Below are 13,214 nucleotides of genomic sequence, written 5' to 3'. Positions count from 1 at the left end.
CATCGCCCTGCTGAGCGGGTGCAGCCAGCCGCATGCGGAGGCGCAAAGCGGCGGTGGGGCAGGCACGATTAAAGCGATAAATCATACCAAATGGGCAATCAATAGCTTCGGCGTTAACGGTCAGTCGGGGATTGATGCTATCGGCCCGTTTGACGGCGGCGGCGGTGGGTGCTGTTACGGCGTGCCGTCTGTCTGGAAACCAGGGCTGGCGGTGCGTATTGACTGGGAGAGTGGGGAGGCTTCTACGGCGGGCTTTCCAGGATTTGCCGATCGTGAAAAGTACAAGGCCTGGGAAAAAAAAATGAGTGCAAACAACAGGAAACACTCTAAAACTGTTCCGGTTCCCGACTATACCGGGCAGGAAACCTGCGGGATTACCGTCCACTTTTTACCCTGCGATGAGGTGCAGGTGACTACCAGTTGCTGGTCACCAACGAATGCAAACTACCCGATTAAGCTGCCGCTTGAGATGAAGGAGCCAAAGGTATGCCCGAGGTAATTACCGATCTGGCGTGGTACCCACCGGAGTTTCCGGCCCAGGGGCGGTTACCGTCGCACGCGGCGCTGGTGGGTAAAAACGGCAAAAAGCAGGCGAGCCTGGAGCGGCAATACCGGGATGAGCTTTGTGCGGCGGCGGACAAGGTGGTGCCGCTGCCCTGCTGCAAGACTTTACATATCAGTCTGTTCTTTGACGGTACCGGCAATAATCTGAATAACGATTTTTATCTTTCCAACCCTAAGCACCCGACCAATATCGCCCGCCTGTTCCGCGCCACCATCGGCAGCGGTACCGCCGGAGGAGTAAGCAAAACTAGCGGGCTTTTTGATACGGACTCGGCTCTGAAAGGCAGCTATTTTAAATACTATATGCCCGGAGTGGGTACACCCTTCCCGGAGATTAACGACCTGGACTACTCAATGAAGGGGCTGGCCTTTGCGGACAAGGGTGAGGACCGGATTAACTGGGGGCTGCTGCGTATTATTGATGCCCTGAAGTTTAGTCTGACAGAACAGTGGATGAGCAACGGGCTGAGTCGGGATGCGCTGAAAAATATGGCCACCTCCTGGGCCTCGCTGGGGCTGACCGGCAGCCATAACCGCTACGAGGAGTTTACTCGCCAGCTTAAAATGCTGGAGAAAGAGCTGCGGCCTGCGCTGCGCCCGGCGGGGCCGGGGCAGCCAAAGCTGCTGGGGATCAAGCTTTATGTGTATGGTTTTTCCCGCGGCGCGGCGGCGGCGCGGACCTTTGTGCGCTGGCTGAGCGAGCTGCTGCCAAAACCTGAAAAGGATAAGAAAAAACCTGAGCAATGCCTGGCGGTGGGCGACCTGAAGATCCCGCTGAGCGTGGAGTTTCTGGGGATACTGGATACCGTAGCCTCGGTGGGGATGGCACATATGCTGCCGTTGGCGGAGGGGCATATGGCCTGGGCCGACGGCACGCAGGAGTTACCGGAAGAAGCGACCTACGGTGGTTTTATCAAGCGCTGCGTGCATCTGGTGTCTTCCCACGAGCAGCGGCTCTGTTTCCCGCTGGACTCCATTCGCCGCTCAAATGGTCAATACCCGGCCAACAGCGTGGAGGTGATTTACCCCGGAATGCACTCGGATATCGGCGGCGGCTATCCCCCGGGCGATCAGGGAAAAGCTAACTACAATGACGGTAGCGATAGCCAATTGCTCTCACAAATTGCGCTGCATGATATGTATAGCAATGCATTTAAAGCCGGAGCTCCGCTGAAAGTATCAGTCGAAGCTTTATCTGATGATTTGAAAAAAGATAACTGGAGAGTTCTTACTTTAGATGTGTTGAAGGAGTATGACGTCGATACCAGTCTCGTCAACCGCTTCAACGCCTGGCGGGAGTTAACCCTCAATCAGCCCCCGTCGGCCAGTCCAATAACTGACGAGCAGGCGGCAGAATATGAGCCGCCGCGCGCCCCGGTGAGTCTGGAAAAAGCCGTTGAAAATCAAATAGCGTGGATCACGGCGTGGCGCATTAATCGTTATGCCGGGGGGAAGATGTTTGGGGCTCGATTCTACAAAGACGCGTCTGAAAAACATGGTGTGCCGGGCGTGCTTGAGCAGGCTAAGGTGCGGTGGGAGCTTGACCAGGGGGCCGTCAGGGCCCGACGAAAAGCGAAAATTGATAATCAACCTGCGGACAAAATGAATGAACTGGTGCTGGAGCCGGGAATAAAGGATTTCGATCCCGATGTGGCTCAAACCCAGCTTCAACAGGCTGCCAGAGAATTTGATGAAGATTATCGCGATGTGAGCCGCAGCGTGCAAAGTTCTTTGCAACTGGTACTGGACGTTATTCCGCGCAACGCTATTTTCCTGATCAACTCTGACGATGAGCGGCAGGAATTCGCGCAGATTAAACGGGAAGGTGAGAGCAAGGTTCAGGTGTTGTTCCCACCGTCAGGGGAGGAGAGCAATGCCAGTCAGCCTGGTGGGCTGATGAGGTCGCTGTTTGACGATCAGGTCCACGACTCCCGCGCCTGGTTTATGCATTACGCCCTTAACGGCCGCGAGCTCTGGGGTGGGTACTTCCGTTACCGGATGATTTACTTTGGCGATAACTGCAATAAATTGCTGTCTCCGTTAGTTATTGCCGGAAATGTCGTCGGCGCAGCGACGCTGGTTGGCGGTGTTATCTTCAGCTTTAAACAGAAGGGAACGGCGGCGAAGCTGGCAGGACTGGCCGGCACCGCCGGTATATTCTCGCTGGAGTCCGAAGCGCTGGACTTTCTCACCGGCCTGCCTGTGGCGATGAGCCCGGACGCGGCGAAACTTAAAGCATTCACCTCAGAACCTGGCGTCGTGGTTGCACAGCAAACCGCTGCGGTGCAGGAACGGCGCCTGGCGTTGGCAAAATCCATCATCAATTCAGAATGGGCGAAAGAAGCCAGCTCGGCGCTCCTGTCCTGATTCAGGGAAGATTGTCCTATGAAAAATATCGTTCGTCAGGGAGACAGCCTGAAGGAGTATGGTGGCCAGGTTTTGGGTGGCCATTATCTCTGTTTTGGTAAAGGCATTGCCGCTAAGGGTGACTCTGTTAAATGTAATAAACACGGTATGAGTACCATCGTTGAAGGCAGTTCACTGACGCTCGTTGACGGGCAACCAGTAGCGCTTCACGGGCACAAATGCGCCTGTGGCTGCACGTTGGTTAGCTCATTCCCAGACGTTGGTATCGAGAAGTGAGAATACCCCCTTCATTTCCTTCCTATAAGGCCGCCGATCCTCCGGCACCCAAACGTTGGCTAACGGCTGCCTCGCTAATGGTTCTGCTGGCGGGGGGGGGGACTGCACTGTTTCGTCGGGAGGACACCGGCACCGCCATTATCATCGTCGCTATGCTTATAGCGGGGGCCGCTATGGGAACTCTATGGCTTTTCCGCCAGTGGTATTACCGGGGGGCGGCGCTGAATGCCAGCCTCTGGGAGCAGGACGTTAAGTCAGCACAACAGCTGTGGTGGGCTCAACATCAACAGCAGTTTGGCCTCAGTGAGGTTGTGCTAATAGGACCGGCCGGGAACTGCGAGCTTGACTGGATTCGCGTTTTACGTCGAGAGTCCATTCCCCCAGGAAGACGAGACGAGATAATCGGCAGCTCGCTGCGTATCGCCCGTACCTTTTCGCAGGATGTTGATATACGCGAAAAACAGCTGGCCAGAATGCTTGTTCTGCAGTGGATGAATCAACGCCAAAATCAGCCCCCTGTTTTGCTGGAAAAATGCTATTGGGCTGGGAGCATTGTGGCCTGGAAGGCGTTTGTACAACAGATGAAAGAGAGTTGCCCGAACGTTGTGCTGCCTGATGAGCCCAAAACATGGCGGGGAGAAGAAACGCTTGCCGGGCTTGCTGATATTTTCAGTCGTGCAGATCCAAAAACACAAATCCTTATTGCCGGATGCCGCTCGCTGCCTGCCTCTGCCACAGCATTACTTCCCGCCGGGGAGTCTGCGGTACTGTGGATTGTTGGTGCTGAAGGCCCTGCTTTGCTTACGAGAGGTGAAACTTTTTCGCCGTTGGCCGCTGAAGTCGTTTTAGAGGTTTGTCAGCGGGCACAGGCACAAAGCAATCTTGATGAGATACCTGAATACTGCATGCTCTTTTCTCAACCCGACGTGCCCGGACTGGCAAACTGTGGCTGGAATATCGAGCAAAACCTGCAGGATAGCTACTGGGGAGAACTGGGTGAAATGCAGGCGCTGGTGACGATTTCGCTTGCAGCAATATTTGCCTGTACCCAGAAGAAGGCCTGTGCCTGGATAGCTACCGACCCACTAAACACTCTTGCACTTGGAATCGTTACGTCTCATGGATAAGGACAAAAAACAAACCGCAGGCATCACCGTTGCATCCACAACGATTATTGCCGTTGCTGCGATGACGCTGGCTGTTTTACTGGGTGGCATCATTTACTGGTTTTTCGTCGATGGAGCGTCAACCGAATGGGGCAACATCCTACCGGTTATTATCGTCTGCGGCATCATATGGATGATGGCTCTTTGCCTGGCGGCGCTGGTTTTTTCTGGGTGGCAGCTTTGGCTTCGGAACCAAATTAAGCGAGCATTAAAGGATGAACAGCGGCCTAAGCAAATATTCAAGCTGAATAAGCAGCAGGGCCTTGCCGGTGATATTCGACGTGCTATGCACGGCCGCTATCAGTGGTTGTGGCGCCATAAAGTCCGCCTGCTGCTCATCACCGGCGACGAAGCCGCGATTGAACAGCTGGTTCCCGGCCTGCAACAGCAGCAGTGGCTCGAAGGTAACCGTACCGTACTGATTTACGGCGGCAGTCTGACTGCTGAGCCCGACAAGGAAAAATATACCGCGCTGCGCAAACTGCGCCGTGGCCGCCCGCTGGACGGCATTATTCGCGTGCTACCGCACTCGTCAGAACTCACTCCGCAGATAAGTGATACAGACCTGCGCGGCCTGGAAAAAATCAGTGAACTGCTGCGCTATTCCGCGCCGGTCTGGCTGTGGCAGCTGTGCGACAGCGCCTGGTCGCAGGCAAAGCGCACGGAGCAGGCAGTCGGGGCAAGTTTCCCGCTCCGCGCAAATCCGGATGATGTCGTTCGTCAGATGGAAAACCTGTTGCCACGCCTGACGACGCAGGGTGTCAGCCAGGTCATCGAAAATAACAGCCATGATTTTCTGTTGCGGCTGAGCCAGCATCTGAAAGAGGGCGGCATCCGCCGCTGGGTTGAGCTACTGACGCCGTGGCTGTATGCCTCGCAATCACGAATCCCCCTGCGGGGCGTGATGTTCAGCCTCCCGCCAGGCAAATCAGCTGAAAACGCCGTAGCGGCGACGCATGCTGGTGCGGAGAAGTTCATCCCGGAATCACAGCGCCATGCCCTGACGCTGCCTGCCATCTGGCAGGGCATTACGGCGGACTGTACCCGCGTCCGGGGCCGCCGGGTGGGTATGGCCTAGGAGCAAACGCTGGCTATAGGCATCATGGTCGTGGTGGGATTTTGGGCCGCCGGGCTGCTGCTTTCCTTTGCGCTGAACTACGGGCAGATTTCTTCTGTCGCCGGCAAATCACACGATCTTGTTAAAAATCGCGCCGTCTCTGACCGGCAGCTCACCGCCCTGCACGATCTGCGTAACGACGCCGGTCGCCTGCAGCATCATGCCCTGGACGGTTCGCCGTGGTACCAACGCTTTGGGCTTGACCACGGGCAGCAGTTGCTGAATGCGATGCTGCCCTGGTACGGTGTGGCGAACAACCGCCTGATTCGTGACCCGGCCAACGCGGCCCTGATGCAAAAACTCGCCACGCTGGCTAACTCGGCGCCCAACAGCGACAGGCGTGCACAGCTGGCGAAACCCGGTTATGACCAGCTGAAAGCCTGGCTGATGATGTCGCGCCCGGATAAAACCGATGGCGCGTTCTACTCGCAGACCATGCAGAGCGTACAGCCCACGCGCGCAGGGATATCCCCGGGGCTGTGGCAAAGTTTATCCCCGGACCTGTGGGCGTTCTATATCACCGGGCTACCAAACCAGCCTCAGTGGAAAATTACGCCAGACGCACAGCTCGTCAGCCAGAGCCGGCAGGTGCTGCTGCAGCAGATTGGCCGCCGCAACGCGGAAAGCACGCTGTATGAAAACATGCTCAAATCCGTGCGGCGTAACTTTGCGGATGTCTCCCTGGAAGACATGACCAGCGGCACCGATGCCCGCCGCCTGTTTACCACGGATAAAGTGGTGCCGGGGATGTTCACCCGCCAGGCGTGGGAGGGCGGTATTCAACAGGCGATTGAGAAGGCGGCTAACTCTCGCCGGGAAGAGATTGACTGGGTGCTGAGCGACAGCCAACAAAGCGTGTCTGGCGAGATCTCTCCAGAGGCGCTTAAGGCGCGTCTGACCGAGCGTTACTTCACCGATTTTGCCGGCAGCTGGCTGAACTTTCTCAACAGTTTGCGGCTTAATCCGGCCAGTAACATTGCCGATGTGACCGACCAGTTGACGCTAATGAGCGATGTGCGCCAGTCCCCGCTGATTGCCCTGATGAACACGCTGGCCTGGCAGGGCGAGACCGGCCAGAAAGCCGAAAAGTTTTCTGAGTCGATCATCAAATCCGCTAAAGAGCTGGTCAGCAACAAGGACAAACCGGTGATTGACCAGACGGCGGCAGGCCCCCAGGGGCCTCTCGATGACACCTTTGGGCCGTTATTGACGATGATGGGGAAAAACAAGGCCAGCAACGTGATGTCTGCAGACAGTTCGCTGAGCCTGCAAACGTACCTGACCCGCATCACCCGCGTGCGGCTGCGTTTGCAGCAGGTAGCCAGCGCGTCTGACCCGCAGGAGATGATGCAAACCCTGGCGCAGACCGTCTTCCAGGGCAAAAGCATCGATCTGACGGATACCCAGCAGTACGGCGGCCTTGTGGCGGCAAGCCTTGGGGAAGAGTGGAGCAGCTTCGGTAACACGATGTTTGTGCAGCCGCTGACGCAGGCCTGGGAAACCGTGCTCCAGCCGTCGGCCGCGAGCCTCAATGACAAGTGGCGTCGCTCGGTGGCTGCCAACTGGCACACGGCGTTCAACGGTCGCTATCCGTTTACCATCAGCAAAAGTGAAGCTTCGTTGCCGATGCTGGCTGAATTTGTGCGTAAGGACAGCGGGCGCATCGAGCGCTTCCTCACCACGGAGTTGAACGGCGTGCTGCATAAAGAAGGCAGCCAGTGGGTACCGGACAAGATGCACGGCCAGGGGCTGACCTTTAATCCGGCCTTTCTCCAGGCGGTTAACCAGTTGAGTCAGCTGTCGGACATTCTGTTTACCGACGGCGGCCAGGGCATCAGCTTTGAACTTCAGGCCCGGCCTGCGCCGCAGGTGGTGGAAACGCAACTCACTATTGACGGGCAAAAACTGCATTATTTCAACCAGATGGCCGACTGGCAGGCCTTCCGCTGGCCGGGGGTAACGTATAAACCAGGCACCCAGCTGACCTGGACCTCAACCAGCGCCGGGGCACGGCTGTTTGGCGATTATAGCGGGACCTGGGGGTTCATCCGCTGGCTGGAAGAGGGCAAACGGCAACAGCTGGATAGCAGCGAGTGGATGATGAGTTTTACCGCCCCGGACGGGCGAACGCTGCAATGGGTGCTGCGCTCGCAGCTGGGTAAGGGGCCGCTGACGCTGCTGGCGCTGCGAGGTTTCACGCTGCCGGATCGGATCTTTAGCGTCGACAGCGTAGCCACGGCTCAGGCCCTGACGCCCGGAGCAGGAGATGATGACATGGATGGAACGGAATAATGAGCTCACTACAGAATCTCGTCTCTGCCTGCCTGGCGGATGAAACCTTACTGTGTCAGCAGGCGCAAGCCCGCACGGAAAACTGGGGGCAGTGGCTTATCCCAATAAGTGATGCATGCCCCACGGGGGAGGATCCCGGCTATGACGATGATTTTCAGCGTGTCCGGGAAGAAGTTAACCAGCTTTCAGGCATCGATACCGGCCTGATTTGCCAGCTCGCGGAAAAACTACTGACCACCACCGCCAAAGATATCCGGGTTGCCACCTACTATTGCTGGGCACGTTTGCATCAGGACGGAGAAGCAGGCTTTGCCGAAGGGCTTGAACTGCTGGCAGGCATGCTGCAACGCTTCGGCACTCAGCTTCACCCGCAGCGAGATCGTAGCCGTAAGGCTTCGCTGGAATGGCTGGCTGGTTCCCGAGTCCTTGCCAGCCTGTCGCTTTATCCGGAAGTGACGCGCGACGATGCACAACGCACCGTTGGAGCATTGCTCCTCATTCGTGACGGTCTGGAAGCAGAGCCGGAGGCGTCATGGCCGGATCTGAACGCCCTTTATAGCGCGCTGGAGTCTCGTCTGGTGAAGGCCGGCGGCGTGGATGCCGTGGTACCACAAAATGCCAGTGACGCAACGCAACCTTCTCATCTCTCAGGATCGCCTGACAGCCAGGCGCCGACGCTGACCCGCATCACCTCGGGGCAGGATTTGCTGGCCCAGGCCCGAACTTTGACGAGCTACCTTCGCGAACAGCCTGATGGCTGGCTGGCGGCACATCGGCTGATGAAGAGTTTGCGCCATGACACCCTGCGAGAGATCCCGGCCCCGGACGCAGAGGGGAAAACGCGTATCGAACCGCCGCGAGCCGATCAGCGGGCCATGCTAAAACGCCTGTATCTGCAGCAGAGCTGGTCAGAAATCCTTGAGCAGGCGGACAGCGCCTTTTCACGCGGTGCCAACCACCTGTGGTTTGACCTGCAATGGTACATCCACGAAGCGTTGATGAAGTTGGGGCAGGACGTGACCGCCGACGTCATCATTGCGGATTTGAAAGGATTTCTCCGGCGTCTCACTGGGCTTGAAACGCTGGCGTTTAATGACGGCACGCCGTTTGCCGATGAGGTGACGCTCAACTGGATTAATACCCGGGTGCTGGACGACCTGTCCGGCTGGCACGACGAGTCAAAAAGTCCCGTTGGCATGGTTGAGAACGACATTCTGGCCCTTGAACCGGAGGCGCTGGAGAAGGCGGACCGCGAAGGCCTTGATGCAACGTTCCAGTGGCTCCAGGCACGCCCGGGCGTGGGCTCAGCTAAAGATAAATGGCTGCTGCGCCTGCTGATGGCACGGGTGGCGGAGCAGAAGGGCAAGAATGAGCTGGCCCTGCACCTGCTGGGGGAGCTGGACAGCCTCGCGCGGACCATCACCCTCACGCAGTGGACGCCGTCGTTGCTGTTTGAAGTCAAATCACGGCGTCTCAGGCTGCTACGCATGAAAGCCTCACGAAGCGAAACCGACAAATCACGGCTCCAGTCGGAGATGGACCAGCTTCTGGCCGGTCTGATTGCCATCGACCCGGCCAGCAGCGCGGTACTGTGCGGGTAATTGCCTGTTACAGCCGCCACTAAAACAAAAAAATAATCAGGTATTTATGGACGATTTAACCCTGCGTTATTACGACGCTGAAATGCGCTACCTGCTGGAAGCCGGTGAAGAATTTGCCCGCGCTCATCCTGACCAGGCGGCGATGCTTAATCTCGATAAAGCGGGCGCGCGCGACCCGTATGTGGAACGCCTGTTTGAAGGCTTTGCCTTCATGATGGGGCGGCTGCGTGAAAAGCTTGATGACGACCTGCCGGAGCTGACCGAAGGGCTGGTTAGCCTGCTGTGGCCGCATTATCTGCGCACCATTCCGTCGATGTCGGTGGTGGAATTCACCCCGGACTGGCTCGAAATGAAAGAGCCGATGCGCATCGTTAAAGGTTTCGAGGTTAACTCCAGGCCGATCGGCGACAAAGGCACGCGCTGCCGATACACCACCACCCGGGAGATCCACCTTCAGCCGCTGGCGCTGGAGCATGTCCGGCTGGCAACCAACGCTGAGGGGCGCTCGGTGGTCACCCTGCGCTTTAACTGTGGCAAACTGGCGGACTGGAGCCAGCTCGACCTCAGCGCTCTTGCGCTGTACTTCAACGCCGATGCGCCTCTGGCCTGCGCTATGCACGAAGCTTTTACCCAGAACGTGGCCCGCATGTGGCTGCGCATGCCCGGCGATGTGGACAGCAGACCGTTCGACGGGCATTTCACTGCCCAGGGCTTTGGCGATGACGACGCCCTGTGGCCGAAGAGCAACAGCAGTTTCAGCGGTTACCAGCTGCTGCTGGAGTACTTTACCTTCCGCGAGAAATTCATGTTTACCGGCCTGCGAGGGCTGGAAACCGTCGATTTTCCGGCGGCGCTGCCGTGGTTTGAAATCGACGTGGTACTGGCCGAGCGCTGGGAGCATGACTTCAGCTTTAACGAAAAACATCTGCGTCTGAACTGCGTGCCGGTGATTAACCTGTTCCCGCTGGAGTCCGACCCGCTGACCCTGGACTCCCTGCAAACGGAGTATATGCTGCGCCCGATGCGCGTCCAGGATGGTCACACCGAGATTTATGCCGTGGATTCGGTGATGTCATCGAATCAGCATGTTTATGTTCCGTTCTCCAGCTTCCGGCATAAAGGCGGCATGATGCGCCACGAAGCCCCGGAATATTACTACCATACCCGCGTGCGGCGTGGCCCGTCCGGGCTGCATAACACCTGGCTGATTCTGGGCGGTGAAGCCTTTGATAGCCACACCGTGCCGGAAGACGAAAGCCTTTCGCTGACGCTGACCGGCACTAACGGGCAACTGCCGCGTCGGGCGCTGCAAAGCACCGTGCTGGATACGGCGGTGAAAACCCCCACGACCAGCATGACGGTACGTAATCTCTGCGCCCCGACGCTGCCTTGTTACCCCCCGGCGCAGGACCGTTTCCACTGGCGCGTGCTGAGCCACCTCGGCAGCGGGTTCCTGTCGATGATGGACAACGCGGATGTACTGCGCGGTACCCTGGCGCTGTATGAATGGACCGACAGCGAAATGAACCGCCGTCGCCTGGAAGCCATCATTGACGTGAAGCACGGCGAAACCGAGCGCTTTGAGCAGGGGTTCCTGGTGCGCGGCGTGCAGATTGAAGTCACCCTCGACGGTCACGGCTTTGCCGGACGAGGCGATGTTTGCCTGTTTGGCGAGATGCTGAGCCGCTTTTTCGCGCTTTACACCGATATCTACCTGTTTAACCGCCTGATTATCATTCTGCAACCAACCGGAGAACGCCTGGAATGGGAAGAGAAGCACAGCCGTCGTATTCCCGGCTGACACCCCGGCTGGAGGCCAGTCTCCAGCGGATTAACTTTTATCGTTTCTGCCAGTTGCTGGAAAAGCGTCACAACGATAAACCGCCGCTGGGCTCGACCAGTCACCCGGCGGACGATCCCGTGCGTTTTGCGCCTCATCCGGGAATGGGGTTTCCGGCCAGCGAGCTGAAATCCGTTGAATACGACGCAGACGATGACGCTCAGCCCCCGCGTATCCGGACCACTTTTATGGGGATGTACGGGGTGGATTCCCCGCTGCCGACCGCGTATCTCGACGACATCACCCAGCGCCGGGAAGGGCACGAGGCGCTGCAGGGCTTTCTGGATATTTTTAGCCATCGCATCCTGACCCAGTTTTACCGCATCTGGCGAAAGTATTCTTACCCGGCCACCTTTGAACCTGGCGGAACAGACGGTATCTCTCAGTCCTTGCTGGGCCTGGTCGGGCTGGGGATACCCGGCACGGCAAACCATATCGCCACGCCGGTATCGCGCTTTCTGGCTTTGCTCGGCGTATTACGTCAGCCGGGAAAAACGCAGGAAGGGATACAGGCGCTGGTGAGCCTGCTGGCCCCGGAGACCACGGTGCAGGTCAGCCCGTACTGCCTGCGGCCGGTGGAAATCAGCCAGCCGCTGGGTTTTCACGGCGATCGGGATTTTTTACTGGATGGCAATATGCCGCTCGGGGATGAGGCGATGGAAGCCAACAGCCAGCTGCTGATCGCCCTGTTCACGGACAACGCGCAGGAGTCGCTGGGCTGGAAGCCGGACGGTCTGCTGTATCAGGACTTTCTGGTGATGCTGCGGGTTTATCTTGGCTGGCGGTTTAAGGCCAAAATCACCCTCACCACCGATACCCGGCTGCTGGCGGCTCCCCCGCTGGGCGAGGGACCTTTCTGGCTAGGTATGAACGGTGTGCTGGGCGCCGAAGAGGAAAGGCTCCCCGACGATCTGCCCGAGCGTTTTACCACGGAACTGGGTTATTACAGCGGCCTTCAGCCCGCGAGAATACAACAAGGAAACCGACGTGTTACGTACAAGTTTAATTAAGACCCACCGCTGGCTGCTGCCCCTGCTAGCGTTAAGCCTGGCGGGCTGTGGCCTGACGCAAAGCGTCAGCGATGGCACGAAATCAGCTTTCACCTCAGTGTTCTATAAGAAGATTAAAGTGTTGCACCTGGACTTCACCGCGCGTGAAGAGCTGAACACCGACGCGCGCGAAAACCACTCATTTTCGGCGCCGGTGCTGCTGCGTATTTACCAGCTCAAAGACAATAAAACCTTCGACAAAATGGTCTATCAGCAGTTGCTGAAGGACGGAGAAAGCTTGCTTAGCGCCGATCTGCTGGCGAGCCGTGATGTAGTACTCAAGCCGGGCGGGGACGTCAGCCTTGATATGCCGATGGAGGCAGATACCCGTTTTGTCGCCGTTGTTGGGCTGTTCCGCGCCCCGGATAGCGAGAAGGAAACGTGGAAGCTAACCCTCGATCGTGAGGCGCTGGACCCGGATAAGCCCCGCGTGATTGAAGCCGGGAAAAACCGCCTGACGCTGATCCCCGTGAAGGAGTAACCATGCCACAGTCGCATCACACCCCGTCGCTGTATGACATGCTGCTCGGTAATTTCTCCGGGGAGCTCGCGCTGCATCAGGTCAGTGAAGAAAATCAGGTCATTCTGTCCGTGCTGGATAACATGCAGCGTATTCTCAACTGCCGCGCCGGGACGCTGGCGCACCTGCCTGATTACGGCCTGCCGGACATGACCAAAATCCTGCAGGGAATGCCGGGCACAGCCCATCAGTTGAAAGGCGCCCTGAGCAGCGTATTGCTGAAATATGAACCACGCCTGAAGAGCATTAACGTGCTGCTGCTCGAACAAACGCAGCCCGGCGAGCTGCGTTACGCGATTGACGCCGAGCTTAAAGGCCTTGGCCTGGTCCGATACGGCACCGAATTTATGCCCGAAGGCAGAGTCTTGCTGCGCCATCTAAAACAGCAGCAATATCTCGATACCCAAACCAGAATTTAAAAC

Annotated in this window: 9 protein-coding genes and 1 pseudogene; all 10 read left to right on the top strand. The window is 57.7% G+C overall.

Annotated elements, in window-relative coordinates:
- Position 1 precedes the first annotated feature (1 nt).
- The 10 genes and pseudogenes from tli1a (at position 2) to tssE (ending at position 13,211) form a co-directional block, all read left to right on the top strand.
- Complete coding sequence (tli1a, locus tag ACE38U_RS09620) at positions 2 to 499, top strand: Tli1a family immunity protein (RefSeq protein ID WP_375529641.1); 498 nt, start codon at positions 2 to 4, stop codon at positions 497 to 499.
- Positions 487 to 2,931, top strand: a complete 2,445-nt coding sequence (locus ACE38U_RS09615; RefSeq protein WP_375529640.1) for a Tle1 family T6SS lipase effector — start codon at positions 487 to 489, stop codon at positions 2,929 to 2,931. Before tli1a ends, ACE38U_RS09615 begins: the two co-directional genes overlap by 13 nt.
- Positions 2,932 to 2,949: 18 nt before the next feature.
- Complete coding sequence (locus ACE38U_RS09610) at positions 2,950 to 3,207, top strand: PAAR domain-containing protein (RefSeq protein ID WP_375529639.1); 258 nt, start codon at positions 2,950 to 2,952, stop codon at positions 3,205 to 3,207.
- A complete protein-coding gene (locus ACE38U_RS09605) occupies positions 3,204 to 4,334 on the top strand; it encodes a KPHS_23130 family T6SS system protein (RefSeq protein WP_511161094.1) in 1,131 nt (376 codons plus the stop codon). Before ACE38U_RS09610 ends, ACE38U_RS09605 begins: the two co-directional genes overlap by 4 nt.
- Positions 4,327 to 7,782, top strand: a pseudogene (locus ACE38U_RS09600) (ImcF-related family protein). The gene ACE38U_RS09605 and the pseudogene ACE38U_RS09600 overlap by 8 nt, the downstream one beginning before the upstream one ends.
- Positions 7,782 to 9,383, top strand: a complete 1,602-nt coding sequence (tssA, locus tag ACE38U_RS09595; protein WP_375529637.1) for a type VI secretion system protein TssA — start codon at positions 7,782 to 7,784, stop codon at positions 9,381 to 9,383. Before ACE38U_RS09600 ends, tssA begins: the two are co-directional and overlap by 1 nt.
- Before the next feature lie 46 nt (positions 9,384 to 9,429).
- Positions 9,430 to 11,184, top strand: a complete 1,755-nt coding sequence (gene tssF, locus ACE38U_RS09590; RefSeq protein ID WP_375529636.1) for a type VI secretion system baseplate subunit TssF — start codon at positions 9,430 to 9,432, stop codon at positions 11,182 to 11,184.
- Complete coding sequence (gene tssG / locus ACE38U_RS09585) at positions 11,148 to 12,233, top strand: type VI secretion system baseplate subunit TssG (protein WP_375529635.1); 1,086 nt, start codon at positions 11,148 to 11,150, stop codon at positions 12,231 to 12,233. The genes tssF and tssG overlap by 37 nt, the downstream gene beginning before the upstream one ends.
- Complete coding sequence (tssJ, locus tag ACE38U_RS09580) at positions 12,211 to 12,753, top strand: type VI secretion system lipoprotein TssJ (RefSeq protein ID WP_375529634.1); 543 nt, start codon at positions 12,211 to 12,213, stop codon at positions 12,751 to 12,753. Before tssG ends, tssJ begins: the two co-directional genes overlap by 23 nt.
- 2 nt (positions 12,754 to 12,755) lie before the next feature.
- On the top strand, positions 12,756 to 13,211 hold the full coding sequence (tssE, locus tag ACE38U_RS09575) for a type VI secretion system baseplate subunit TssE (protein ID WP_038472776.1): 456 nt from the start codon (positions 12,756 to 12,758) through the stop codon (positions 13,209 to 13,211).
- The last annotated feature ends 3 nt before the right edge of the window (positions 13,212 to 13,214 follow it).

Source organism: Cedecea selenatireducens (genome assembly GCF_042138895.1).
GTDB lineage: Bacteria > Pseudomonadota > Gammaproteobacteria > Enterobacterales > Enterobacteriaceae > Cedecea > Cedecea selenatireducens.
This window is presented reverse-complemented; position numbering and strand designations above follow the sequence as displayed.

Bases quoted from the DNA above. Each gene is read 5' to 3' on its own strand.
- ACE38U_RS09610 (WP_375529639.1), top strand. From the start codon at position 2,950: ATGAAAAATATCGTTCGTCAGGGAGACAGCCTGAAGGAGTATGGTGGC.
- ACE38U_RS09615 (WP_375529640.1), top strand. From the start codon at position 487: ATGCCCGAGGTAATTACCGATCTGGCGTGGTACCCACCGGAGTTTCCG.
- tssF (WP_375529636.1), top strand. From the start codon at position 9,430: ATGGACGATTTAACCCTGCGTTATTACGACGCTGAAATGCGCTACCTG.
- tssG (WP_375529635.1), top strand. From the start codon at position 11,148: ATGGGAAGAGAAGCACAGCCGTCGTATTCCCGGCTGACACCCCGGCTG.
- tssE (WP_038472776.1), top strand. From the start codon at position 12,756: ATGCCACAGTCGCATCACACCCCGTCGCTGTATGACATGCTGCTCGGT.
- tssA (WP_375529637.1), top strand. From the start codon at position 7,782: ATGAGCTCACTACAGAATCTCGTCTCTGCCTGCCTGGCGGATGAAACC.